Raw genomic sequence first — 23,879 nt, forward strand, 5'->3', positions numbered from 1 at the left:
GGGCGTGTGGGTTATGCTTCTGCCCTGACCTGTGCAATGGAAGACCTTGTGACCGCACCCACTTCACTGGACAAGCGCTGGCTCACCGAAACGGTACGCCTGCGCGAGGAACATGCCGGCCCCCTGGAGGACCAGGAAGCCAACCGCCGCGCCCGCCAGGCAGGCGGTGACCTGGCGGCCCGCATCGAAACCCGCGCCCTGTTCCTGGCCGAACGCGACGGCATCACCACCGCCCTGCGCCACTGGAAACAGGGCGCACGCCTGGCGCTGCTGGCCTTGCTGGTGCTGGCCGTGTTCAGCGGCGCAGGGCTGGCCCTGGCCGCCTTGGGCGACGGGCAGCGTCCGGTGAATGTGTTCTGGGCCCTCGGCAGCCTGCTCGGGCTGAACCTGTTGATGCTGCTGGGCTGGGCCATCGGCTTTGCCCTGAGCGGTGAGCACGGCGCAGGGCTGGGCCGCCTTTGGCTGTGGCTGAGCGAACGCTTTGCCCGTGACGCCAAGGCCGCGCACCTGGCACCGGCGCTGCTGGTGCTGCTGCAACGCCAGCGCCTGAACCGCTGGCTGCTCGGCCTGCTGGTACATGGCCTGTGGCTGCTGGCGATGGTCAGCGCACTGGGCATGCTGCTGGCCTTGCTGGCGACCCGGCGCTATGGCTTTGTCTGGGAGACCACCCTGCTCGCCGCCGACCCGTTCATCCACCTGACCCAAGCCTTGGGCGCGCTGCCTTCGTTGCTGGGTTTCACAGTACCCGACGAGGCCATGATTCGCGCCAGCGGCGACAGCCAGCCGGCCCTGGACCTGGCGCGCCAGGCCTGGGCCAGCTGGCTGCTTGGCGTGGTGCTGGTGTACGGCCTGCTGCCGCGCCTGCTGTTGGCCGGGCTGTGCCTGTGGCGCTGGCGCCAAGGCCGACAACGCCTGGCGCTGGACCTCAGCCTGCCCGGCTACGCGCAGCTGCGTGAAGCGCTGATGCCGCGCAGCGAACGCATAGGCGTTCAGGATGCCGCGCCCGAAGCCTTGCCGCAGTTTGCCGCTGGCCAGCTGGAAAGCGGCAGCAGCGGTGCCCTGCTGGTCGGCCTGGAGCTGGACGACCAGCATCCCTGGCCGCCCGCGCTGCCGAAAAGCGTAACCAGTGCCGGCGTGCTCGACAGCCGCGAATCGCGTAACCGCCTGCTCGAACAGCTCAGCCGTTTCCCGCCAGCACGCCTGGCCATCGCTTGCGACCCGCGCCGCTCTCCTGATCGTGGCAGCCTGGCGTTGCTCGCCGAACTGGCACGCAACGCCGGCGCCACCCGTATATGGCTACTGCAGGCTGCACCGGGCGAGGCGCTGGACGCCCAGCGCCTGGGCGATTGGCACGAAGCCCTCGACCGCCTTGGCCTGGCGCATGCCGATACCTCCCCGCTGACCTGGCTGGAGCATGGCCATGACTGAGCCGCTGAAACTGGCCGTGGTCGGCCACACCAACGTCGGCAAGACCTCGCTGCTGCGCACCCTGACCCGCGACGTCGGCTTTGGCGAAGTCTCCCACCGTCCCAGCACCACTCGCCATGTGGAAGGCGCGCGGCTGTCGGTGGACGGCGAACCATTGCTCGAGTTGTATGACACCCCGGGCCTGGAAGACGCCATTGCCCTGCTCGACTATCTCGAACGCCTGGAGCGTCCGGGCGAGCGCCTGGACGGCCCGGCCCGCCTCGAACGTTTTTTGCAAGGCAGCGAGGCACGCCAGCGTTTCGAGCAGGAGGCCAAGGTGCTACGCCAGCTGCTGGCCAGCAATGCCGGGTTGTATGTAATCGACGCCCGCGAACCAGTGCTGGCCAAATACCGCGACGAACTGGAAGTGCTGGCCAGTTGCGGCAAGCCGCTGCTACCGGTGCTCAATTTCGTCGTCAGCAGCCAGCATCGTGAACCCGAGTGGCGCGACGCCTTGGCCCGCCTGGGCCTGCATGCGCTGGTGCGCTTCGACAGCGTGGCGCCCCCGGAAGACGGCGAACGCCGCCTGTACGAAAGCTTGGCCTTGCTGCTGGAAGACGCCCGCCCGGCGCTACAACGGTTGATCGATGATCAGCAGGCGCAACGCCTGGCCCGTCAGCGCAGCGGTAAGCGGTTGATTGCCGAACTGCTGCTCGATTGCGCCGCTTGCCGGCGCAGTGTTGAAGCCGAACCTACGGCAGAGGCCAAGGCCATCGAGGCGCTGCGCCAGGATGTACGTCAGCGGGAACAGCGTTGTGTCGAGGCGTTGCTCAAGCTCTATGCCTTCCGCCGTGAGGATGCCAACACCGGAGATCTGCCGTTGCTGGATGGGCGCTGGGGAGATGACTTGTTCAACCCCGAAACGTTGAAATTGCTCGGCGTGCGCCTGGGGAGCGGCGTGGCGGCGGGTGCGGCGGCTGGTGCGGGTGTCGACTTGCTGGTGGGTGGCCTTACCCTCGGCGCTGCCGCCCTGGCCGGCGCCATAGCCGGAGGGGCGCTACAAACTGCGCGCAATTATGGCTCACGGTTAATGGGCAAATTGAAGGGCCAGCGTGAGCTTACGGTGCACGATAGCGTGCTGCGCTTGCTCGCCCTACGCCAGCAGCAGTTGATGGCAGCGCTGGATAGCCGCGGGCATGCCGCGCAGAACAGCATTCGCCTGGGTGAGCTGGGTGAGAAGGCCTGGCGCGAAGGCAAACTGCCCGAGGCCTTGAGCAAAGCGCGCGCGCATCCGCAGTGGTCGACGCTCAATCCTGGGGCACGCGTGAATCAGGCTGAGCGGCAAGAGCAGCTCGAGGCACTGGCTCTGGAAATGTGAGCCCTCACCCCAAGTCTGCTCCCGCATCGTGTATCACAGTAATCGATAACCCATCATCAATTTTAAACACCGTATGGGTTACCTGATGGATCATCAAAGCCCGAGACAAAGTGTATTCGGATACACCATAAAATACTCGACCCTTCGGAAATCACAGACATTGAAGCCTGAGTAGCTTCTCACCGTAGCCGTCACCTCTTCCAATGCCTCATTATAATAAAATTCGACTGTAGCAGTCGCTTTACCGAAACCGTCAAAAATCTCCAGCTCGGTAATACCCGGCGCATACAACTGATCAGGGTTACCCGTCAGCGAATATTCGCCCCCAAATGTTCCAAAACTCAAATTCAATGCCGAATTGACTTTCTCATATACCCCAGAGACTTTTTGATAAACATTACCTTTAAAATAAATATTTACATTCCTCAATAAACTGAATGCCTCATTACTTGGAAACCTCCACTCTGAATTTAATTTTTTGGGAGCAGGACATGCCTTCTGAATACCGCCAGCTGGCACATTAACAGTATTGAATTCATGTAATGCCTCTAGCTTCCCTTCCTCAACCGCCGAAGCTTCCGCTGTAGGGTTCACATCGAGACTAACTCCACCCACGACGTCATCGAAGACTACGTAACTTTTATAAATCTCATTTGTCTCGGAAGAAAAATCAACCCGATCGTCTTTGGCTTCGATTTTAAAATTATGATTACCGCTGGCATTGGAAAAAACCAATTCAGTAGAACTAGTAATCCTATATGCTTCATCCTTATACTCATTGCGATATAAGTGAGTAGATAGCACGCCACCGTTGCTCGGATCCCAACTCTCTATTAATCTATGACTGACAGGCTGCGTCATATGCCTTTGATAAATCGCAGGCACTATGGAAAGCTTATCGGATTGATATATCCCTCTGATACTGAAAGGGAGCTGAGATGACACACCGAACGCTTCATGCTTAGACATTTGAAAAACTCCAATGAGGTTGGCATTGTCGGAGTCGACGTCCTCATTGAAAGGCGGAAAAAAGATGCTGACAACTAGCAGAAATACTAGGGAAATCTCTGTAAGCAGCGGAAATCCATTCATAGAAACGCTATGCTTCTGCTCTCAACACCGCCTGATCTATTACCGCCCCCCTATCTCCTCGGCCCGCTCACCCCGCCTCCACATCCGCACGCTCAAGCTGAACAGCGGGGCGCGCTCAATGCAGAGTGTTCTCTAACAATTATCCGCTATCGAACCGAGGTAGACGCCCTGCCCGAGACCTCGAGCAGGGCGCGGCTGACTCAGAGATAGTGACAGAACACCTGTGGCCGCTGTGCCTGCAGATTCGAGGGCGCTAAAAACAATCAACCACTCAGATCAACGCCAATGCCCTTTCTTTCAACGCCAGCAGATCTATCAACGGCGCCCCGACCTCTTTCGCCCGCTCATCCCACTCCCGCATCCGCAGGCTCACGCTGAACAATGGGTCGCGCTCGAACGCATCCGCCTCGGCCTCGCTCATCACGCCCCCTTGGTACTCCAGGGTCCGCCGGCTCGCCTCGCTCAACCGCTGGTAATACCCCGGCTGGCGCAAGGTCAGGTAACGTTTGGCCTCCACGTGATACTGCACCAGCCGCGCCATGCGTTCGCCGAAGCCACAGCGGCGTAAGTATTCTGCGCCGATGCGTTCATGGCTGACTACGCCATAGCCGCCCATGCTGGCGTCACCGCCGCACAGGTGGCCGATGTCGTGGAAGAACGCCGCCAGCACCACTTCGTCGTCGAAGCCTTCGGCCATGGCCAGTTGCGCGGCCTGGGACATGTGTTCGAGCTGGGTGATGGCTTCGCCGATGTAGTCGTCACTGCCGTGGCGTTCGTACAGCGCGAAGGTGCTGTCGATGATCTGGGCTGGGGTGGGCATCACTGTTTATTCCTGGCTGGATTGCAGCAGTGGCTTCTTCGCGGGCATGCCCGCTCCCACAAGGATCGCACACAGCTGAAGGACTGCGCGGTACCTGTGGGAGCGGGCGCGCCCGCGAAGAGGCCGGTGCAGGTTACTGCTGAGCCACCTTCTCCGACTTGCCGTCATAGCGCTTGCGCCACTCGGCCAGGATCTGGTCACGGTTCTTCGAGGCCCAGGCAAAGTCGTTCTTGATCAGGCGCTGTTCATAGTCCGCCGGCAGTTCGGTCTGCGGCTTGGCAATGCCCGGGGCAGCCAGCACGGCGAAGTTCTCCTTGTACAGCTCCATGGCCGCCGGGCTTGCCGAGAAATCAGCCAGGCGCCTGGCCGCATCCGCTTTTGGCGAACCCTTGATCACCGCAGTCGCCTCGATCTCCCAGCCCAGGCCTTCCTTCGGCAGCACGATGTCCAGCGGCGCGCCCTGGCGCTTGAGCTGCACGGCCGGGTACTCGAACGAGATACCGATCGGGAACTCACCCGCTGCGGCAAGCTTGCACGGCTTGGAACCGGAATGAACGTACTGGCCGATGTTCTGGTGCAGCGCATCCATGTATGCCCAGCCCTGCGGCTCGCCAAAGGTCTGCAACCAGGCACTGACATCCAGGAAGCCGGTGCCGGACGAGGCCGGGTTCGGCATGACGATCTTGCCCTTGTACTCGGGCTTGGTCAGGTCCTGCCAGCTCACCGGCTTGCTCAGGCCCTGCTTCTCGGCCTCGATGGTATTGAAGCAGATGGTCGCGGCCCACACGTCCATCCCGACCCATGCTGGCGGGTTGGCTGCGTCGCGGTAGTTGGCGGCGATCTTGCCCAGGTCCTTCGGTGCGTAGGCTTCGAGCATGCCGTTCTGGTCGAGAATGGCCAGGCTCGATGCGGCCAGGCCCCAAACTGCGTCGGCCTGCGGGCGCTCTTTCTCGGCCAGCAGCTTGGCGGTGATGATGCCGGTAGAGTCGCGTACCCACTTGATTTCGATGTCCGGGTTGGCCTTTTCGAAGGCCTGCTTGTAGCTCTTCAGCTGTTCGGCCTCCAGGGCGGTATAGACCGTCAGCTGGGTGCCAGCGGCCGAAGCCTGCAGGCTGAACACGGCGGAAACGGCAGCGGCAAGTGCAAGGTGCTTGTACATGGTTAGTTCCTTACAGGTCAGACGGTCGCGGCGCGTTGGCGCCAGGCTTGGGAGCGGCGCAGCAGGCCGCGTGAGGCTGCGGCCAGCAGCAGTGAAGCACCGGCACTGGTCAACAGGATCAGGGTGGACATGGCGGCGGCACCACCGACATTGCCGGCGTCGTCCATGTTCAGCACGGCGACGGCAGCCAGAATGGTGTCGGGGCTGTACAGGAAGATTGCCGCCGACACGGTGGTCATCGCCGATACGAACAGGTAGCGGATGATGTCCAGCAGCGCCGGCAGGCAGATCGGCACGGTCACCCGCAGGAAGTGCCTGTACAGCGGCGCCTTCAGCGACAGCGCGGCGGCCTCGAACTCGCCGTCGAGCTGACGCAGGGCAGTGGTCGCGGTCATCTGCGCGGTGGTCAGGTAGTGGGCGATGGTGCACACCACCAGCAGCCCCATGCCGCCGTAGAACACATGCAGCGGGTTGCCGTTCAGGTTGAAGAAGAATACATAGCCCAGGCCCAGCACCAGGCCCGGCACGGCCATGGGGATGAAGCTGAGCAGGCGCAGCGCCTGGTTGAGCAGGCGTTGGCCCTGGGTCTTTTCCATCAGGTAGGCGCCGGTGAAGATCACGATGCTGCCGATCAATGCGGTGCCGATGGCCATGGTCACGCTGTTGCGGTAGGCCAGCCAGCCGCCACCGGCGGTGTCCTCGAACATGTAGTGACGCAGCGACAACGACAGGTTGTAGGGCCAGAAGGTGACCAGCGACGAGTACACCGCCATGCCGATCACCAGCAGCAACGCCGAGCACACCAGCAGCACGATCCCCAGGAAGCAGGCATCACGGCCCCGCGACGGCTTGGGCTCGAACACCTGTGCACGCCCGCTCATGGTCTCGCCCTGGCTCCGACGCAGCCAGGCATCGACGGTAAAGCTGAACAGCGCCGGCAACAGCAGCACCATGCCGATCAGCGCGCCGCGGCCGAACTGCTGCTGGCCGACCACCGCCTTGTAGGCTTCCAGCGCCAGCACCTGATAATCGCCGCCGACCACGACAGGTACACCGAAGTCGGTGATGGTCAAGGTGAACACCAGGCAGAACGCTGCGAATACTGCCTGGCGCGTGGCCGGCCAGGTGATGCTGGTGAACGCTCGCCAGGGGCCGGCACCCATGCTGGACGCTGCGTCGAACAGGCGTGCATCGGCCAGCGACAGTGCCGACAGCAGGATCATCAGGGCATGCGGGAAGGTGTAGATGGCCTCGCCCAGCACAATGCCCCAGAAGCCATAGATGTTGTCGCTGAGCAACCCGCGCAGCAGCCCTTGGTTACCGAACAGGTAGACCAGGGCGATGGCCGGCAGCATTGACGGAGCCAGCAGCGGCAGCAGCGAAATCCCCCGCCACAGGCCTTTGCCCGGAATCAGCGTGCGTTGCAGGGCGTAGGCGAACAGGTAGGCCAGCGGTACCACGATGGCTGCCACCGTGAAGGCCACCGACAGGCTGTTGCCTAGCAGCCAGTGGAAGTTTTCACTGGCGAACAGTTCGCGGGCCGCCAGCAGGCCGCCACCCTGGCCCGCATCTGCGCTGAAGCCGCGCCAGAAGATCGCCAGCAGCGGCATCAGCACCGCCAGTACCAGAAGGATCAGCAGCAGGCTCTTGCCGCCGACGACGAACAACCGGTCGCCCAGGGCAACGCCAGCACGCGGCGTGGCCTTGGCCTGGCTCAGCGGCAGGGACATTGGCGCGGCCATCTCAGGCAAACACCTGCAGGCTCTGCGGTGGCAGCGCCACCCAGATGTCCTGCGAGCCCAGCCGCGGCATTGCCTCGGGAGCCAGCTCCGCCAGCAGTGCATGGCCAGGCAGCGCCTTGAGTTCGAAGCTCATGCGGCAGCGGTTACCGAGGAAGGTGATTTCACGGACCATGGCCGGGAACAGGTTTTCTTCGTGCACCTCAGGGTTGACCGTGATCGCCTCCGGGCGGCAGAACAGCCGGCCACTGCTGGGGCGGGCCGAACCTGGTGCCAAACGCATGTTCATGCCACCGACCTGGGCATGGCTGTCACTGCTGCGCTGGAACGGCAACCAGTTGCCCTGGCCGACGAACTCGGCAACGAACGGCGTGGCCGGTTGGTCGTAGATTTCCTGCGGGGTGGCGTACTGCTCGACCTGGCCGTTGTTCATCACCGCAATGCGGTCGGCCATCAGCATGGCCTCGTCCTGGTTGTGGGTGACCATCAGTGTGGTGATACCCAGCTGGCGTTGCAGCTGGCGCAGTTCAGTGCACAGGTGCTCGCGCACCCGGGCATCCAACGCCGACATCGGCTCGTCCAGCAGCAGCAACGACGGCGACGGTGCCAGCGCGCGGGCCAGGGCCACACGCTGCTGCTGGCCCCCGGAAAGCTGACCGGGGTATTTCTTCTCGCTGCCGGCCAGGCCCACCAGTTCGAGCATTTCGGCCACTCGCTGGCGGGCCTGCTCGCGGCCACTGCCAGTCAGGCCATAGGCGATGTTGGCTTCGACGGTGAGGTTGGGGAACAGCGCGTAGGACTGGAACAGGATGCCGTAGTCACGGGCCTGAGGTGGCAGCTCGGAGATGTCGCGCTCGCCGATGTATAACGTACCGCGGTCCTGGCGCTCCAGGCCGGCGATGCAGCGCAGCAGCGTGGTCTTGCCGCAGCCAGACGGACCGAGCAGGCACACCAGTTCGCCGGCGGCGATGTCCAGCGAGACATCGTTCAGCGCCGTGAAGGCGCCGAAGCGCTTGTGGATGTTGCGCACTTTCATCTGTGCGCCGGGGGTGGTGTGGTTCATGGCAGGGCCTCATCGAAGAGATGGGGGCCATGCTAGGAAGGCTGTGCGAAGTTTCTGTGGCTTTAGAGCAAAAGCGGATGATAGTGGTATAGGCAGATTTTGTAGTGGCCTTCAAGGGCCCTATCGCCGGCAAGCCAGCTCCCACAGGTACTACACAGGTCTGAACGACTGTGGGATAACTGTGGGAGCTGGCTTGCCGGCGATAGGGCCGGTACAGCCACTACATGGCTATGAGAAGTGCGAACCGGCCACTTCCTGCGCCACCCCAAGGAAGGCCGCCGGCAACCGCGCCTGACGCCGCTCCTTCAGGCAATACAGGTACTCATGCATCACCGGCGCGTTCTCCAGCGCCAGCACTCGCAACTCAGGGTTGTGTGGCACCTCGTGCCGGGCAATCACGCTGATGCCGATATTGCGCAGCACCGCCTCACGGATCGACTCGCGGCTACCAATCTCCAGCAAGGCTCCGGCCTTCACCCCGGCCTCCTGCATCATTTGCTCGGTCAGCTTGCGTGTGGTCGAGCCTTTCTCGCGCATCAGCAGGCAATGACCGGCGACCACGTCAATGGACACCGCCTGGCGGTGTGCCAACGGGTGGTTGCGATGCACCGCCACCACCAACGGGTCAGTCCCCAGCACCCGACGCACCAGCCGCGCGTCTTCCAGCAGTTGCGACGAAGCGGCGATATCCACCCGGTAGTCCTCGAGCATCTCCAGCACCTGCTGCGAGTTGCCGATTTCCACCGCCACTTCCACCTGCGGCAGGCGTTCGCGGTAGATCTTCACCAGGTCGAGAATGTAGTAAGGCGCCGTGGCAGCAATGCGCAAGCTGCCCTGGGCCTGGCCGCTGTTGCGCAGCTCGAACTCGATGTCGGCCTCCTGCTGCAGCAGTGCCTTGACCATCGGCAGCAGGCGCACGCCCTCCTCGCTCAGCACCAGGCGCCGCCCGCCGCGGTAGAACAGCTCCACCGCGTACTGGCTCTCCAGGTTGCGAATCTGCGTGGTCACCGTGGGCTGGCTGAGCCCGAGCTTCTTCGCCGCCAGGGTGATGCTGCCCAGGCGGGCCACCATGTAGAAGGCTTTCAGCTCCGAACTCAGCATTCACATCCTCTATTTGCGCAACAGGCGCAAGCCGTTGAACACCACCAGCAGGCTCACGCCCATGTCGGCGAATACCGCCATCCACATGGTGGCCATGCCGGCAAAGGTGATCGCCAGGAATATCGCCTTGATACCCAACGCCAGAACGATGTTCTGCATGAGGATCGCCGCACTTTGGCGCGACAGCCTGACGAAGGCCGGGATTTTCCGCAAGTCGTCATCCATCAGCGCCACATCGGCGGTCTCGATGGCGGTGTCGGTACCGGCCGCCGCCATGGCAAAACCGATCTCGGCGCGGGCCAGCGCCGGGGCGTCGTTGATACCGTCACCGACCATGCCCACCCGATGGCCCTGAGCGTACAGGGTTTCGATGCTCTTGAGCTTGTCGGCAGGCAGCAGGTTGCCTTCGGCACGGTCGATACCCACCACGGTGGCGATGGCCTGGGCGGTATGCGGATTGTCACCGGTCAGCATGACAGTCTTGATGCCCAGCTCGTGCAGCTCGGCGATGGCCTGGCGACTGCTTTCCTTGACCGTGTCGGCCACCGCGAACAGCGCCAACGGGCCGGAGCGGTCGAGCAGCAGCACCACGGTCTTGCCCTGGCGTTCCAGCGCATCCAGCTGTGCCTCCAGCTCGGGCGAGCACAGCCCCAACTCCTCGACCAGACGGTGGTTACCCAAGTGGTAAACCTCACCCGCGATGGTACCGCGCACGCCACGCCCAGCCAGGGCGGCGAAGTCATCGACCTCGCTCAAGGCCAGGCCTTGCTCCTTGCCGAACTGGGCAATGGCGCGGGAAACCGGGTGGTCCGAACGCTCGCCCAGGCTGGCTGCCAGGGCTTGCGCGCGGCCTTCGAACAGCGGCTCCAGTACCTTGGCGTCGGTCTGCACCGGCTTGCCGTGGGTGATGGTGCCGGTCTTGTCCAGGGCCAGGAAGTCCAGCTGGCGCCCGCCTTCCAGGTACACGCCACCCTTGATCAGGATGCCCTTGCGCGCGGCAGCAGCCAGGCCGCTGACGATGGTCACCGGCGTCGAGATCACCAGGGCGCATGGGCAGGCCACCACCAGCAGCACCAGGGCGCGATAGACCCAGTCGAACCAGGCACCGGCCATGAACAGCGGCGGTATCACCGCAACGGCCAGGGCAATGGCGAACACCACCGGGGTGTAGATGCGCGAAAAGCGGTCAACGAATCGCTGGGTAGGCGCCCGCGCGCCTTGCGCTTTCTCGACGGCCTTGATGATCCGCGCCAGGGTCGATTGCCCGGCAGCAGCGGTAACACGGAACTCCAGTGCCCCTGCCTGGTTGATGGTGCCGGCGAACAGTTTGTCGCCCACAGCCTTTTCCACGGGCAGGCTTTCGCCGGTTATCGGTGCCTGATCGACACTGGATTGCCCGCTGGTCACTTCACCGTCCAGGCCAATGCGTTCGCCGGGGCGTACCCGCACCAAGGCCCCGATGGCTACCTCCCGCACCTCCACTTCCCGCCACCGGCCATCGGCCTGGCGCACGGTGGCCATGTCCGGGGTGAGCTGCATCAGGCCACCAATGGCATTGCGCGCCCGGTCCAGCGAGCGGGCTTCGATCAGCTCGGCGACGGTGAACAACACCATCACCATGGCCGCTTCCGGCCACTGGCCGATCAGCACCGCACCAGTCACGGCAATGCTCATCAGCGCGTTTATGTTGAGGTTACGGTTTTTCAGGGCGATCCAGCCCTTCTTGTAGGTCCCCAGGCCACAGCCGAGGATAGCTGCCAGCGCTAGCGCCGCCACCACCCACTCCGGGGCCAGCGCGGCAAAGTGCACGATTTCGGCGGCGACCGCGGCAATACCGGCCAACGCCAGCGGCCACCAGCGGGTCTTTGCCACTTGTGCTGCGCTGGCGGCGCCATCGTCTTCGGCGCCAAGCGGCTCGGCTTTCATGCCCAGGCTGCCGATGGCCTGCTCGATTTCAGCGGTGCCAGCCAGGGTATGGTGCACGCCAAGCACACGGTTGATCAGGTTGAATTCCAGTTGCTCGATACCGGCCAGCTTGCCCAGCTTGTCCTGGATCAGGGTCTGTTCGGTAGGGCAATCCATGGCCTCGATGCGGAAACGGCTGAACTGGGCATGGCTGCTGGCCTTTTCGCTCAGTTGGACCAGAGCTGGCGCAGCAGCGCTACCACAGCAGCTATGAGCGTGGTGATCGTGCTTGTGTTCGTGGCTGACAGGCTGGTTCATGGGGTCATCCTTAATTTGAGCCTGTTGCCAAGTGAACACCCTGTAGCCACTATAGGGTCAAGCCACTTGCTAGAGAATTTCGTGATGAAGATCGGAGAACTGGCCAAAGCCACCGACTGCGCCGTGGAAACCATCCGCTATTACGAGCGTGAACACCTGCTGCCGGAGCCGGCGCGCAGCGACGGCAACTACCGGCTTTACACCCAGGCCCATGTCGAGCGGCTCACCTTCATCCGCAACTGCCGCACCCTGGACATGACCCTGGATGAGATTCGCAGCCTGCTACGCCTGCGTGACAGCCCCGATGATTCGTGCGGCAGCGTCAATGCGCTGATCGACGAGCATATCGAGCATGTGCAGGCACGGATCGATGGGCTGGTGGCGTTGCAGGAACAGCTGGTGGAGCTGCGACGGCGCTGCAATGCGCAAGGGGCGGAGTGCGCGATCTTGCAGCAACTGGAGACGAACGGGGCGGTATCGGTGCCGGATACCGAGCATTCGCATGTGGGGCGAAGTCACGGGCATTGAAAGATCCAAGGGCCTAATCGCCGGCAAGCCGGCTCCCACAGGTTTTGCACAGCCCCCACTGGCAGCGCCGTCCTGTGGGAGCTGGCTTGCCGGCGAAAGGGCTGCAGAGCAGCCCCGGAAATCTGAAAGATCACACCGCCATCGGCGCCGTCATCGGCGCATGGTGCTCATACCCTTCCAGCCAGAAATCGCTCGGCTCGATCTTCTCCAGCCACTCCGGCTCGTACTTGCCCGTCTCGGCAAACGCCGGCACGCGGTCGCTGATCACCAGCTTCGGCGCTTCCAGCGGCTCACGCTTGAGCTGCTCGTTGAGCATGTCCAGGTGGTTCTCATACACATGGGCATCGCCGATGAAGTAGGTGAACCAGCGAGGGGTGTACCCGGTCAGGCGGCCGAACAGCGACAGCAGCGCTGCGCCTTCGGTGAGGTTGAACGGCGTACCCAGGCCCAGGTCGTTGGAGCGGATGTAGAGGGTCAGGGAAATTTCCCTGGTCTCCACATTCGGGTGGAACTGGTACAGCAGGTGGCACGGCGGCAGGGCCATCTCGTCAAGCTGCGCACAGTTCCAGCCGTGGAACAGGATACGGCGGCTGCCCGGGTCGTTGGCGATGGTGTCCAGGCACTGGCGCACCTGGTCGATGGCTTTGTACAGGATGACGAACGCGACGCCATCCTCCTCGTCCTGGGCGATGCGGCGGAACCCCGCCTTTTCGGCCATGTCGATGGCCGCCGGGTTGCTCAGCGGGATGCGCTTGTAGCCCGGCCACTGGCGCCATTGCACGCCGTAGATCTCGCCCAGGTCGTCATGCCCCTGGCGGAACGGGTTGGCCAGCCACTGGGCGTTCTCGTTGGCGTTCTGGTCCCAGACCTTGCAGCCCAGTTCGCGGAATTCACCGGCATTCTTCACGCCACGCAGGAAACCAACCATTTCGCCGATCGCCGACTTGAACGCCAGTTTGCGCGTGGTAATGGCCGGGAAGCCCTTCTGCAAGTCGAAACGCAGCATGGCGCCCGGCAGGCTGATGGTGCGGATGCCGGTGCGGTTGCCCTGCAGCGTGCCGTTGTCGATGACGTCGCGGACCAGGTCCAGATACTGTTTCATGGCTTACCTGTAGCAAAAACGGCAGAAGGATCGCCCCTGCCGTGGGATTAATCAGGCGGGTTTCGCCGTAGGCTTGCGATTATAAGCCCACCAGATCAGGCCAAGGCCAGCCAGGATCATCGGTACGCACAGAATCTGACCCATGGTCAGCCAGCCCCAGGCCAGGTAGCCAAGCTGGGCATCCGGTACGCGGACGAATTCGACGATGAAACGGAAGATGCCGTAGAACAGCGCGAACATGCCGGATACTGCCATGGTCGGCCGCGGCTTGCGCGAGAACGCCCAGAGGATCAGGAACAGCGCCACACCTTCTAGTGCGAACTGGTACAGCTGCGATGGGTGACGCGGCAGCTGCGCCGGGTCGCTGAACGGCGGGAAGACCATCGCCCATGGCACGTCGGTGGCCTTGCCCCACAGCTCGGCGTTGATGAAGTTGCCGATGCGCCCGGCACCCAGGCCGATCGGCACCAGCGGAGCGACGAAGTCCATCAGCTCGAAAAACGACTTGTTGTTGCGCTTGCCGAACCACAAGGCCGCCAGCATCACACCGATGAAACCGCCGTGGAACGACATGCCACCCTTCCACACCTCGAAGATGAGCGTCGGATTGGCCAGGTAGGCGTGCAGGTCGTAGAACAGCACGTAGCCCAGGCGACCACCGACGATCACACCCATCGACAGCCAGAACACCAGGTCGGAGAGCTTTTCGCGCGTCCAGGTGGGGTCGAAGCGGTTCAGCCGGCGCGAGGCGAGCAGCCAGGCACCGCCGATACCGACCAGGTACATCAGGCCGTACCAATGGATTTTCAGCGGCCCGATGGCCACGGCCACGGGGTCTATCTGCGGGTAAGGCAGCATGGAACTTCCTCTCGATTCAAATCAAAAAGCTGAGGCCGACACAGAACAGCAGGGCTGCGAACAGGCGTTTCAACAAACGTGGCGACAGCTTGTGCGCCAAGCGCGCGCCGAAGCGGGCGAAAAACATGCTGGTCACGGCAATGCCGACCAACGCCGGCAAATACACGTACCCCAGGCTATGGGCCGGTAGGTGTTCCTCGTGCCAGCCCAGCAGCATGAAACTCAGGGCGCTTGCCAAGGCAATCGGCAGGCCGCAGGCCGAAGAGGTGGCCACTGCCTGCTGCATGGGCAGGCTGCGCCAGGTCAGGAACGGCACGGTCAGCGAACCGCCACCGATGCCGAAAATGGCCGAGGCCCAGCCGATAACCCCTCCTGCACCAACCAGCGCGGGCTTGCCGGGGATGCCACGACTGGCCTTGGGCTTGAGGTCCAGGGCCATCTGCGCGGCGATGACCAGGGCGAACACACCGATGATCTTTTGCAGCAGTGGCCCCTGGATCAGCGAGGCGGTCTTGGCGCCGACACCAGCCCCAAGGAGGATGCCGAGGGTCATCCAGGCGAAGATCGGCCATTGCACCGCGCCCTTGCGATGGTGCTCGAGCACCGCATTGATCGAAGTGAAGACGATGGTTGCCAGCGACGTACCGACAGCCAGGTGGGTGAGCACAGAGGCGTCGAAACCCTGCAAGGTGAAGCTGAACACCAGCACCGGCACGATGATGATACCGCCGCCCACGCCGAACAGCCCGGCCAGCACACCGGCGCAGGCGCCCAACAGCAGATAGAGCACGAATTCCATTCGTCTTCCCCGAGAAAACAATGCGGCATGGTAACGGAAGCCGGGCTCGGGGCTCTAGTGAACAGTGTGTCAGGATGGATCCTCCCCGCCGCTGTGGGTACAGTGGCAAAAACCCAGAGGCCCGACCGATGTGCCTGATCGTATTCGCCTGGCGGCCGGGGCATGCCCTGCCGCTGATCGTGGCGGCCAACCGCGATGAGTTCTATGCCCGCCCCACCCAGGCCCTGGCGGCCTGGGAGGATGCACCCGGGGTATATGCCGGGCGCGACCTGGAAGCCGGCGGCACCTGGCTGGGCGTCGGCCCGCAGGGGCGGTTCGCGGCGCTGACCAATATTCGCGACCCAGCGCAGGCTTTGGGGCCGCGCTCGCGGGGCGAGCTGGCGGCGGCGTATCTGCAGGGGGAGTTGGGGGTCGAGGCGTATCTGGACCAGGTGGCCAGCCGCAGCAGGCAGTATTCAGGGTTCAACCTGCTGGTGGGCGATGGGCGACAGCTGGGCTATCTGCATGCCCGGGACGCGGCGCCGCGCTTGCTGGAGGCCGGGGTTTACGGGCTTTCCAACGCCGGGCTGGATACGCCGTGGCCGAAGCTGGTGAAGGCGCGTAGTGGGCTGGAAGGATTGCTGGATACGCCGGAGCCGCAGCGCTTGCTGGCGTTGCTGGCCGATGCCGAGCCTGCGCCGGAGGGCGAGCTGCCAGAGACGGGCGTGGGGTTGGCGACCGAGAAGCTGCTATCGAGTGTGTTCATTGCCAGCCAGAACTACGGGACCCGGGCGAGTACGGTGCTGATTGTGGATGATCAGGGAAGAAGGCGGCTTATTGAGCGCAGTTTCGGGCCATTTGGCGGACACTTGGGGGAAGTTGAGTTGCTTGTCTGATAATTTGATGTTGCTTGCGCCGGCCTCTTCGCGGGTAAACCCGCTCCCACAGGTACTGCGCCGCATCTGAAGGCTGCGCTGTACCTGTGGGAGCGGGTTTACCCGCGAAGGAGCCGGAACAGGCCACCTGACATTCAGAGGGACTTATTGGCCCCAGGCCCGATCATCCGCGCCAACCCAAGGTTTTTCAGGGCCAGTTGCAGCGAGCTGTGGATAACCTGCGGGTTGTCATGGCTCAGGGCCTCCGTCAGCAACTCCTTGGCCTTGCCCAGGTTGATCTGGCGCAGCATCCACTTCACCTTCGGCAGGTTGGTGGCGTTCATCGACAGGCTGTCGAAGCCCATGGCCATCAACAGGATCGCCGCTGCCGGATCACCGGCCATCTCACCGCAGATACTCACCGGCTTGCCTTCGCCATGGGCGTCGCGCACCACTGTGTTCAGCGCCTGCAACACCGCCGGGTGCAGGTAGTCGTAAAGATCGGCGACCCGCGGGTTGTTACGGTCCACCGCCAGCAGGTACTGGGTCAGGTCGTTGGAACCGACCGACAGGAAGTCCACCTGCCGCGCCAGCTCCTTGGTCTGGTACACCGCCGCAGGAATTTCCACCATCACGCCAACCGGCGGCATCGGCACATCGGTGCCTTCGTCACGCACCTCGCCCCAGGCGCGGTGGATCAGGTGCAGCGCCTCTTCCAGCTCATGGATGCCGGAAATCATCGGCAGCAGGATACGCAGATTGTTCAGCCCCTCGCTGGCCTTGAGCATGGCGCGGGTCTGCACCAGGAAGATTTCCGGGTGGTCGAGGGTGACACGGATGCCGCGCCAGCCGAGGAACGGGTTTTCTTCCTTGATCGGGAAGTACGACAGCGACTTGTCGCCACCGATGTCGAGGGTACGCATGGTCACCGGCAGCGGGTGGAAGGCCGCCAGCTGCTCACGGTAGATGGCCAACTGCTCTTTCTCGCTGGGGAAGCGCTGGTTGATCATGAACGGCACTTCGGTGCGGTACAGCCCTACCCCTTCGGCGCCGCGCTGCTGGGCACGGGCAACATCGGCGAGCAGGCCGGTGTTGACCCACAGCGGCATGCGGTGGCCGTCCGGTGTAACGCACGGCAGTTCGCGCAGGGCATCCAGGCCCTGGGCCAGTTGGCGCTCCTCCTCGACCACGTCGCTGTACTGCTTGCGCAGCACTTCGCTGGGGTTGGTGAACACCTCGCCCTTGTAGCCGTCGACGATCATCTCGATGCCGTCGACCTTGGAATACGGCAGATCGACCAGGCCCATCACCGTCGGGATGCCCATGGCGCGGGCCAGGATGGCGACATGGGAGTTGCCCGAGCCCAGTACCGAGACCAGGCCGACCAGCTTGCCTTCCGGCACTTCGCCGAGCATCGCAGGGGTCAGCTCTTCACTGACCAGGATGGTGTTGTCGGCATACACCAGCGACTGCGCCCGGGCTTCCTGCAAGTAGGCCAGCAGGCGCCGGCCCAAGTCCTTGACGTCGGAGGCGCGCTCGCGCAGGTAGTCATCGTCCATCAACTCGAAGCGGTTGACGTGCTCGCCCACCACCTGGCGCAGGGCGCCCTGGGCCCACTGGCCGGTCTTGATGACCTCGGTCACCTCACCGCCCAACGCAGCGTCTTCAAGCATCATCAGGTACACATCGAACAGTGCACGCTCCTCCGGGCGTAGCTGGGTGGCCAGCTTGGCCGACAGCTTGCGCATATCGTCGCGCACGCCTTCGAGGGCGTTCTGGAACAGCTTCAGTTCGGCGTCGATATCATCGACGGTCTTGTCCGGTACCACTTCCAGATCGGCTGGCGGCAGCATAACCACTGCTCGACCCACGGCGGCGCCAGGCGAGCCCGGTACGCCGACGAAGCGCGCCTCCTGGATGCCCTTGCCCTGGCGGCCCAGGCCACGGATTGAGCCGGTGGCCTCGGCGTGGGCGATAACTCCAGCGAGCTGGGCGCTCATGGTGACCAGGAAGGCTTCTTCGCCCTCGTCGAACTGGCGGCGCTCCTTTTGCTGGATGACCAATACCCCGACGACGCGGCGGTGGTGGATGATCGGCGCACCGAGGAAGGAGGCGAATTTTTCTTCGCCGGTTTCGGCAAAGTAGCGATAACGCGGGTGGTCGGCAGCGTTTTCCAGGTTCAGCGGCTCTTCCCGGGTACCGACCAGGCCGACCAGGCCTTCGTTGGGGGCCATGCTGACCTTGCCGATGGAGCGCTTGTTCAGGCCTTCGGTGGCCATCAGCACGAAGCGGTTGGTTTCCGGGTCGAGCAGGTAGACGGAGCAGACTTGGCTGCCCATGGCCTCCTTGACACGCAAGACAATGATCCCCAACGCCGACTTGAGATCTTTGGCGGAGTTTACTTCCTGGACGATCTTGCGCAGCGTATTGAGCATGGCTCGGGGTCGAACTCCGTCGTCAGTCGCGCGTCAGCAGACGCGGTGCTAGCTCTTTCAGGGCGCGTCGGTAGACCTCGCGCTTGAATGTCACAACCTGGCCCAGCGGGTACCAATAGCTTACCCAGCGCCAGCCGTCGAACTCCGGCTTGCCGGTCAGGTCCATTCGCACCCGTTGTTCGTTGCTGACCAGACGCAGCAGGAACCATTTCTGCTTCTGGCCGATGCACAGCGGCTGGCTATGCGTACGCACCAGTCGCTGGGGTAAACGATAACGCAACCAGCCACGGGTGCAGGCAAGAATTTCCACATCATCGCGTTCAAGGCCAACTTCTTCGTTCAGCTCGCGGTACAGGGCATCTTCCGGCGTCTCGTCAGGGTTGATGCCACCCTGGGGAAACTGCCAGGCATCCTGGTTGATCCGTCGAGCCCATAGCACCTGCCCGGCATCATTCGTGAGAATGATCCCGACATTGGGGCGAAAACCATCCGGGTCGATCACGGCAGCAACCTCGCAAACGCATGTCACCGCATTGTTCCACAAAGCTTGCGAGCGCAGCAACGCGCCCGCCAAGCTTATGTGCAGCAGCGTGAAAACTCCGTATTCTGCGGGCCTACCCTGTGGCTGATGCGAGTGACCGCGATGCGCCTGGCTTTATTCGACCTGGACAATACCCTCCTCGGTGGCGACAGCGACCATGCCTGGGGCGACTACCTTTGCCAGCGCGGCATCCTCGACCCGGTTGCCTACAAGCAACGCAACGATGGCTTCTATCAGGAATACCTGAACGGCACACTGGACCTGCAGGCCTACCTGGCCTTTTCCATGGAAATCCTTGCGGCAACACCGGTACTCCAGCTCGACGAATGGCACCGCGATTTCATGCGCGACTGCATCGAACCGATCATCCTGCCCAAGGCGCTGAGCTTGCTGCAGCAACACCGCGAGGCTGGCGACCAGTTGGTGATCATCACCGCCACCAACCGCTTCGTCACCGCACCGATTGCCCGGCGCCTGGGGGTTCGCGTGTTGCTGGCGACCGAATGCGAGATGCGTGATGGCCGCTATACCGGGCGTAGTACCGATATACCGTGTTTCCGTGAAGGCAAGGTGACGCGGCTGGAGCGCTGGATGCTGGAGAACGGTTTCGACCTTGAGGACAGCTATTTCTATAGCGACTCGATGAACGATTTGCCGCTGTTGCAGCGGGTGGCGCATGCGGTGGCGGTGGACCCCGACCCGAAGTTGCGGGCGGAGGCCGAGATGCGTGGGTGGCCTGTGGTTTCGCTGCGGGATTGAGGTTTTCCTGTGCCGGCCTCTTCGCGGGCATGCCCGCTCCCACAGGGATCACCACAAGCCTGGAGGGCTGCGCCGTACCTGTGGGAGCGGGCGCGCCCGCGAAGAGGCCGGCACATACAGCACAAGCCTGTCAGACCGGCTTGGCGCCCATCAGCCCGGCGATGGACAGGAAGCAAACCCCACTGAACACCGCCAGTGCCAGAGTAAAGCGCAACCCCACCACCTCAGCCTTGCGCAGCCGGTTCAACCGCACCAGCAGCCACCACACGGCAAACGCGCCCAGCGTATATATGACGCTGGACGCCAGCACCCAGGTCTGCCCCAGCGGCCAGCCCACAAGGTGCACGAGCCACCAACCGGTGAACGGCATGCTCACCAGGCACAGGCCCATTACCAGCCAGACGAACACCAGCGGCCGACGCAGCAGCTTGGCGTAGGCCTCGGCATCACCCTGGCGGCGGGCGCGCACGGTCCAGAGCGCCAGGCCCAGAGCACCCAGCAGCAGGAGCGCAGTGGCGATGATGTGCAGGGTCTTGAGGGTGTTCAGATTTTCCATGTCTCGGTTGTCCTTGAGCAGGCCATTTTGTGCAGGCATCTTCGCGGGCTTGCCCGCGAAAGGGCCGTCAGCCCCAGCTTAGCCGCTCAGCCCAGGAACAGCTTGTAAGCCGGGTTGTCAGTCTCGTCCCAGTACGGGTAGCCGATCTTCGCCAGCGCCGACGGCACCAGGTGGCGCTCGTCCTCCGGCACCTGCAACCCCGCCACCACGCGCCCGTCAGCGGCGCCATGGTTACGGTAATGGAACATCGAGATGTTCCAGCGCCCGCCCAGCTTGTTGAGGAAGTTGAACAGCGCCCCCGGCCGCTCGGGGAACTCGAAGCGCAGCACCATCTCGTCACTGGCACCGGCCGAATGGCCACCGACCATGTGGCGAATATGCAACTTGGCCAACTCGTTGTCGGTCAGGTCTGTAACCGGGAAGCCCTGCTCGGTCAGTTGCTGTACCAGCGCCGCACGCGGGTCGTTTTCCGGGTGGGTCTGCACGCCGACGAAGATATGCGCCTCGTCGGAGGTGTGCTTGCGGTAGTTGAACTCGGTGATCTGGCGCTTGCCGATAGCCTCGCAGAAGGCCTTGAAGCTGCCCGGGCGTTCGGGGATGGTCACGGCGATGATCGCTTCGCGCTTTTCACCCAGCTCGGCACGCTCGGCCACATGGCGCAGGCGGTCGAAGTTGACATTGGCACCGGAGTCGATGGCCACCAGGGTCTGCCCGGTCACGCCGTAAAGCTCGACGTACTTCTTGATGCCTGCCACGCCCAAGGCGCCGGCAGGCTCGGTGATCGAGCGGGTATCGTCGTAGATATCCTTGATAGCCGCACAGATCTCGTCGGTACTGACGGTGACCACTTCATCCACATGATGGCGGCAGATATCGAAGGTGTGCTGGCCGATCTGCGCCACCGCCACGCCGTCGGCGAACAGCCCGACCTGCGGCAGCACCACGCGCTCGCCGGCCGCCATGGCCGCCTGCAGGCAGTTGGAGTCGTCCGGCTCGACGCCAATCACCTTGATTTCCGGGCGCAGGTACTTCACGTAGGCAGCAATGCCAGCGATCAGGCCACCGCCACCCACCGGCACGAAGATCGCGTTCAGCTGGCCTGGGTGCTGGCGCAGGATTTCCATGGCCACGGTGCCCTGCCCGGCGATGGTGTGCGGATCGTCGTAGGGGTGCACGTAGACGAAGCCCTTTTCATCGACCAGTTTCAGCGAATAGGCCAGTGCCTCGGGGAACGAGTCGCCATGCAGCACCACCTTGCCGCCCCGCGAACGCACGCCTTCGACCTTGATCTCCGGGGTGGTCTTGGGCATCACGATAGTGGCCTTGATGCCCATCTCGCGCGCGGCCAGGGCCAGGCCCTGGGCGTGGTTGCCTGCCGAGGCGGTGACCACGCCACGGGCCAACTCTTCCGGGGTCAGCTGGGCCAGTTTGTTGTAGGCCCCGCGAATCTTGAACGAGAACACCGGCTGCAGGTCTTCACGCTTGAGCAGAATCTGGTTGCCCAGCCGCTTGCTCAGCTGCCCGGCGCTCTGCAGCGGGGTTTCTACCGCAACGTCGTAGACGCGCGAGGTGAGGATCTTCTTGACGTACTGTTCGAGCATCGGGAAAGCATCACTGGGCCGCGGGACAAGGGCTGGGAGTCTACCCCAGCGCTACGTCGGGCGACCACAGCAAAGCCGCCCGAGCCGTTATACTAGGCTCTTTTCGAAACCGCCCTGCCCCTCTCGGAGCCCGCATGACCCAGGACCAACTCAAACAGGCCGTCGCCCAGGCCGCTGTCGACTTCATTCTGCCCAAGCTGGATGAAAAGAGCGTCGTCGGCGTCGGCACCGGTTCGACCGCCAACTTCTTCATCGACGCCCTGGCTCAGCACAAGACCGCCTTCGACGGCGCGGTCGCCAGCTCCGAAGCCACCGCCCAGCGTCTGAAGGGCCATGGCATCCCGGTCTACGAGCTGAACAGCGTCAGCGAGCTGGAGTTCTACGTGGACGGCGCCGACGAGAGCGACGCGCACCTGAACCTGATCAAGGGCGGCGGCGCAGCCCTGACCCGCGAGAAGATCGTCGCCGCCGTGGCCAAGACCTTCATCTGCATCGCCGACGCCAGCAAGCTGGTACCGGTGCTGGGCGCCTTCCCGCTGCCGGTCGAAGTGATCCCCATGGCCCGCAGCCACGTGGCGCGTCAGCTGGTCAAGCTGGGTGGTGACCCGGTGTACCGTGAAGGCGTGGTTACCGACAACGGCAACGTGATCCTCGATGTGCACAACCTGCAGATCACCAACCCGGTGGAGCTGGAAGCGCAGATCAACGCCATCGTTGGCGTGGTGACCAACGGCCTGTTCGCGGCGCGTCCGGCAGATTTGCTGCTGCTGGGTACCTCTGAGGGCGTGAAAAGCCTGAAGGCCGAGTAACCTGCGGCGAGGGCTTCGCCCTCGATTCGCAACACAAGGCTGCTCCTACAAGAGTACGCGACTTCCTGTAGGGGCAGCCTTATGCTGCTCACTCCGCTGGCTGTTTGAACACATAGAACAGGTTCGGCTCACTGACCAGATAGATGGTCCCCGCCTCATCCATCGCAATCCCCTCCGCCTGCGGCACCGTCGCCTGCAACCCCTGGAACCCCTTGCGCAACGACAAGGTACTCAGCGGCCGGCCCTCCACATCCAGCTCCAGTACCAGCCGCGACTCGTCCGACAGCGCCAGCAGGTGCCCACTGCGCTCATCGAACTGCAAGCTCGACAGGTCCCGCACGAACAGCCGCGAATCGCGCTTGCGATCCTGCACCACATGCACCGCATAGGGCTGCTCAGGGTTGTCGTGCGGGAAGCCATGCACTTCGTAGATCAGCATCGGGTCACGCTCCTTGGCCACGAACAGGCGCTTGCCCGCCGAATCGTAGGCCAGCCCCTCGAAACCCTTGTTGCCGTTCAGGCCGATGCCCAGGGTCAGCTGCTCGGCATCGCCGGCATCGAGGAACATCGTGTCGTCCTCCAGGCGCACGCGAATCAGCCGCTGTTGACGCTCGTCGGTAATCACATAGCTGTTGGGCCCGACGTACTCCACGGCTTCCGGGTCGCCGAAGCCGGTCAGCGGTACCCGGCGCAGGATCCGGCCGTCCAGCGACAGCTCGATCAGCTCCGAGCGGGCATTGGTGACGGTAAACAGGGTCTTGCGATCGGGATCGTAGGTCAGCGCCGATAGGTCGTCATCCAGCCCTTCGACCGGCTGAGCCTCCACCACCACCCGGTAACGGTCCAGGCCAATGCTCTGCTCGGCAGGCTGCCACCAGACCTTGAGGTTGAACCAGCCTCGCTCGAACAGGCGGAACTGCTGCCCGGCCAGGCCGAGCAGGAGCAGGCCGACGGCGGCCAGGACAAGGAACGGGCGAACAAAACGGCGCATGAGTTCAGACTCGACATAGGGGTGGCGAATCTAACCATGAACAACTGAAGTAAAGCTTAATGCC

The 23,879-nt window shown here is 63.4% G+C and carries 21 protein-coding genes; 6 read left to right on the forward strand and 15 right to left on the reverse strand.

Annotated features, from left to right (window positions below; translation table 11 throughout):
- Nucleotides 1-36: 36 nt before the first annotated feature.
- The gene (locus V3314_RS02355; RefSeq protein ID WP_338459895.1) at nucleotides 37-1,428 is read left to right on the forward strand and encodes a DUF2868 domain-containing protein; all 1,392 of its coding nucleotides are present in this window, start codon (nucleotides 37-39) and stop codon (nucleotides 1,426-1,428) included.
- Nucleotides 1,421-2,785 (forward strand): GTPase/DUF3482 domain-containing protein, encoded by a 1,365-nt coding sequence (locus V3314_RS02360; RefSeq protein ID WP_046613571.1) that lies wholly within the window; start codon nucleotides 1,421-1,423, stop codon nucleotides 2,783-2,785. Before V3314_RS02355 ends, V3314_RS02360 begins: the two co-directional genes overlap by 8 nt.
- A gap of 93 nt (nucleotides 2,786-2,878) precedes the next feature.
- On the opposite strand, the gene V3314_RS02365 is transcribed toward V3314_RS02360, so the two are convergent.
- From V3314_RS02365 to V3314_RS02395, 7 genes are all read right to left on the reverse strand, one after another.
- Nucleotides 2,879-3,754, reverse strand: a complete 876-nt coding sequence (locus tag V3314_RS02365; RefSeq protein WP_338459896.1) for a hypothetical protein — start codon at nucleotides 3,752-3,754, stop codon at nucleotides 2,879-2,881.
- A 394-nt stretch (nucleotides 3,755-4,148) separates the two neighbouring features.
- Nucleotides 4,149-4,697: a phosphonate degradation HD-domain oxygenase gene (locus V3314_RS02370; protein ID WP_046613572.1), complete on the reverse strand. Its 549-nt coding sequence runs from the start codon at nucleotides 4,695-4,697 to the stop codon at nucleotides 4,149-4,151.
- 133 nt (nucleotides 4,698-4,830) lie between these two features.
- The gene (locus V3314_RS02375) at nucleotides 4,831-5,856 is read right to left on the reverse strand and encodes a putative 2-aminoethylphosphonate ABC transporter substrate-binding protein (protein ID WP_046613573.1); all 1,026 of its coding nucleotides are present in this window, start codon (nucleotides 5,854-5,856) and stop codon (nucleotides 4,831-4,833) included.
- A gap of 17 nt (nucleotides 5,857-5,873) precedes the next feature.
- Entirely contained in the window at nucleotides 5,874-7,598 is a 1,725-nt protein-coding gene (locus V3314_RS02380) for a putative 2-aminoethylphosphonate ABC transporter permease subunit (protein ID WP_046613574.1), read from the reverse strand.
- 1 nt (nucleotide 7,599) lies between these two features.
- Nucleotides 7,600-8,658: a putative 2-aminoethylphosphonate ABC transporter ATP-binding protein gene (locus V3314_RS02385; RefSeq protein WP_135001754.1), complete on the reverse strand. Its 1,059-nt coding sequence runs from the start codon at nucleotides 8,656-8,658 to the stop codon at nucleotides 7,600-7,602.
- 228 nt (nucleotides 8,659-8,886) lie between these two features.
- Nucleotides 8,887-9,759: a LysR family transcriptional regulator gene (locus tag V3314_RS02390; RefSeq protein WP_046613576.1), complete on the reverse strand. Its 873-nt coding sequence runs from the start codon at nucleotides 9,757-9,759 to the stop codon at nucleotides 8,887-8,889.
- A 9-nt stretch (nucleotides 9,760-9,768) separates the two neighbouring features.
- Nucleotides 9,769-11,982, reverse strand: a complete 2,214-nt coding sequence (locus V3314_RS02395; RefSeq protein ID WP_338459897.1) for a heavy metal translocating P-type ATPase — start codon at nucleotides 11,980-11,982, stop codon at nucleotides 9,769-9,771.
- Between the two features lie 84 nt (nucleotides 11,983-12,066).
- On the opposite strand from V3314_RS02395, the gene cadR reads away from it, so the two are divergent.
- Complete coding sequence (gene cadR, locus V3314_RS02400) at nucleotides 12,067-12,510, forward strand: cadmium resistance transcriptional regulator CadR (protein ID WP_046613578.1); 444 nt, start codon at nucleotides 12,067-12,069, stop codon at nucleotides 12,508-12,510.
- Between the two features lie 130 nt (nucleotides 12,511-12,640).
- Here cadR and V3314_RS02405 read toward each other — a convergent pair whose 3' ends face one another.
- From V3314_RS02405 to V3314_RS02415, 3 genes are read right to left on the reverse strand one after another with little or no spacing between them, the layout of a single operon-like run.
- Nucleotides 12,641-13,612, reverse strand: a complete 972-nt coding sequence (locus V3314_RS02405) for a thymidylate synthase (protein ID WP_196182367.1) — start codon at nucleotides 13,610-13,612, stop codon at nucleotides 12,641-12,643.
- A gap of 51 nt (nucleotides 13,613-13,663) precedes the next feature.
- Nucleotides 13,664-14,470 carry a prolipoprotein diacylglyceryl transferase gene (gene lgt / locus V3314_RS02410; RefSeq protein ID WP_013974665.1) on the reverse strand — a complete coding sequence of 269 codons (807 nt, stop codon included), beginning with the start codon at nucleotides 14,468-14,470 and terminating at the stop codon, nucleotides 13,664-13,666.
- Nucleotides 14,471-14,486: 16 nt separating this feature from the next.
- Nucleotides 14,487-15,269, reverse strand: coding sequence for a sulfite exporter TauE/SafE family protein (locus V3314_RS02415; RefSeq protein WP_046613580.1), 783 nt, complete (start codon nucleotides 15,267-15,269; stop codon nucleotides 14,487-14,489).
- Nucleotides 15,270-15,397: 128 nt separating this feature from the next.
- Between V3314_RS02415 and V3314_RS02420 the strand changes: the two genes are divergently transcribed.
- Complete coding sequence (locus V3314_RS02420) at nucleotides 15,398-16,144, forward strand: NRDE family protein (RefSeq protein ID WP_338459898.1); 747 nt, start codon at nucleotides 15,398-15,400, stop codon at nucleotides 16,142-16,144.
- Nucleotides 16,145-16,278: 134 nt separating this feature from the next.
- Here V3314_RS02420 and ptsP read toward each other — a convergent pair whose 3' ends face one another.
- Both ptsP and V3314_RS02430 read right to left on the reverse strand, forming a co-directional pair.
- A complete protein-coding gene (gene ptsP / locus V3314_RS02425; protein WP_338459899.1) occupies nucleotides 16,279-18,558 on the reverse strand; it encodes a phosphoenolpyruvate--protein phosphotransferase in 2,280 nt (759 codons plus the stop codon).
- 22 nt (nucleotides 18,559-18,580) lie between these two features.
- Nucleotides 18,581-19,060, reverse strand: coding sequence for an RNA pyrophosphohydrolase (locus V3314_RS02430; protein WP_003249017.1), 480 nt, complete (start codon nucleotides 19,058-19,060; stop codon nucleotides 18,581-18,583).
- Between the two features lie 141 nt (nucleotides 19,061-19,201).
- Between V3314_RS02430 and V3314_RS02435 the strand changes: the two genes are divergently transcribed.
- Nucleotides 19,202-19,858, forward strand: coding sequence for an HAD family hydrolase (locus V3314_RS02435; RefSeq protein WP_135001758.1), 657 nt, complete (start codon nucleotides 19,202-19,204; stop codon nucleotides 19,856-19,858).
- Between the two features lie 130 nt (nucleotides 19,859-19,988).
- Here V3314_RS02435 and V3314_RS02440 read toward each other — a convergent pair whose 3' ends face one another.
- Nucleotides 19,989-20,414: a DUF2269 domain-containing protein gene (locus tag V3314_RS02440; RefSeq protein ID WP_046613582.1), complete on the reverse strand. Its 426-nt coding sequence runs from the start codon at nucleotides 20,412-20,414 to the stop codon at nucleotides 19,989-19,991.
- A gap of 86 nt (nucleotides 20,415-20,500) precedes the next feature.
- A complete protein-coding gene (ilvA, locus tag V3314_RS02445) occupies nucleotides 20,501-22,015 on the reverse strand; it encodes a threonine ammonia-lyase, biosynthetic (protein ID WP_338459900.1) in 1,515 nt (504 codons plus the stop codon).
- Between the two features lie 134 nt (nucleotides 22,016-22,149).
- Here ilvA and rpiA point away from each other — a divergent pair, with 134 nt between their 5' ends.
- Nucleotides 22,150-22,824, forward strand: coding sequence for a ribose-5-phosphate isomerase RpiA (gene rpiA / locus V3314_RS02450; RefSeq protein WP_013974672.1), 675 nt, complete (start codon nucleotides 22,150-22,152; stop codon nucleotides 22,822-22,824).
- A gap of 88 nt (nucleotides 22,825-22,912) precedes the next feature.
- On the opposite strand, the gene V3314_RS02455 is transcribed toward rpiA, so the two are convergent.
- A complete protein-coding gene (locus V3314_RS02455; RefSeq protein WP_085601851.1) occupies nucleotides 22,913-23,815 on the reverse strand; it encodes an SdiA-regulated domain-containing protein in 903 nt (300 codons plus the stop codon).
- Nucleotides 23,816-23,879 lie beyond the last annotated feature (64 nt).

This window comes from Pseudomonas sp. TE3-3-F2023 (assembly GCF_036784815.1).
In the GTDB taxonomy this organism is placed as follows: Bacteria; Pseudomonadota; Gammaproteobacteria; order Pseudomonadales; family Pseudomonadaceae; genus Aquipseudomonas; species Aquipseudomonas pudica.

Bases quoted from the DNA above. Each gene is read 5' to 3' on its own strand.
- V3314_RS02355 (WP_338459895.1), top strand. From the start codon at position 37: ATGGAAGACCTTGTGACCGCACCCACTTCACTGGACAAGCGCTGGCTC.
- V3314_RS02360 (WP_046613571.1), top strand. From the start codon at position 1,421: ATGACTGAGCCGCTGAAACTGGCCGTGGTCGGCCACACCAACGTCGGC.
- V3314_RS02365 (WP_338459896.1), bottom strand. From the start codon at position 3,754: ATGTCTAAGCATGAAGCGTTCGGTGTGTCATCTCAGCTCCCTTTCAGT.
- V3314_RS02370 (WP_046613572.1), bottom strand. From the start codon at position 4,697: ATGCCCACCCCAGCCCAGATCATCGACAGCACCTTCGCGCTGTACGAA.
- V3314_RS02375 (WP_046613573.1), bottom strand. From the start codon at position 5,856: ATGTACAAGCACCTTGCACTTGCCGCTGCCGTTTCCGCCGTGTTCAGC.
- V3314_RS02380 (WP_046613574.1), bottom strand. From the start codon at position 7,598: ATGGCCGCGCCAATGTCCCTGCCGCTGAGCCAGGCCAAGGCCACGCCG.
- V3314_RS02385 (WP_135001754.1), bottom strand. From the start codon at position 8,658: ATGAACCACACCACCCCCGGCGCACAGATGAAAGTGCGCAACATCCAC.
- V3314_RS02390 (WP_046613576.1), bottom strand. From the start codon at position 9,759: ATGCTGAGTTCGGAGCTGAAAGCCTTCTACATGGTGGCCCGCCTGGGC.
- V3314_RS02395 (WP_338459897.1), bottom strand. From the start codon at position 11,982: ATGAACCAGCCTGTCAGCCACGAACACAAGCACGATCACCACGCTCAT.
- cadR (WP_046613578.1), top strand. From the start codon at position 12,067: ATGAAGATCGGAGAACTGGCCAAAGCCACCGACTGCGCCGTGGAAACC.
- V3314_RS02405 (WP_196182367.1), bottom strand. From the start codon at position 13,612: ATGAAACAGTATCTGGACCTGGTCCGCGACGTCATCGACAACGGCACG.
- lgt (WP_013974665.1), bottom strand. From the start codon at position 14,470: ATGCTGCCTTACCCGCAGATAGACCCCGTGGCCGTGGCCATCGGGCCG.
- V3314_RS02415 (WP_046613580.1), bottom strand. From the start codon at position 15,269: ATGGAATTCGTGCTCTATCTGCTGTTGGGCGCCTGCGCCGGTGTGCTG.
- V3314_RS02420 (WP_338459898.1), top strand. From the start codon at position 15,398: ATGTGCCTGATCGTATTCGCCTGGCGGCCGGGGCATGCCCTGCCGCTG.
- ptsP (WP_338459899.1), bottom strand. From the start codon at position 18,558: ATGCTCAATACGCTGCGCAAGATCGTCCAGGAAGTAAACTCCGCCAAA.
- V3314_RS02435 (WP_135001758.1), top strand. From the start codon at position 19,202: ATGCGCCTGGCTTTATTCGACCTGGACAATACCCTCCTCGGTGGCGAC.
- V3314_RS02440 (WP_046613582.1), bottom strand. From the start codon at position 20,414: ATGGAAAATCTGAACACCCTCAAGACCCTGCACATCATCGCCACTGCG.
- ilvA (WP_338459900.1), bottom strand. From the start codon at position 22,015: ATGCTCGAACAGTACGTCAAGAAGATCCTCACCTCGCGCGTCTACGAC.
- rpiA (WP_013974672.1), top strand. From the start codon at position 22,150: ATGACCCAGGACCAACTCAAACAGGCCGTCGCCCAGGCCGCTGTCGAC.
- V3314_RS02455 (WP_085601851.1), bottom strand. From the start codon at position 23,815: ATGCGCCGTTTTGTTCGCCCGTTCCTTGTCCTGGCCGCCGTCGGCCTG.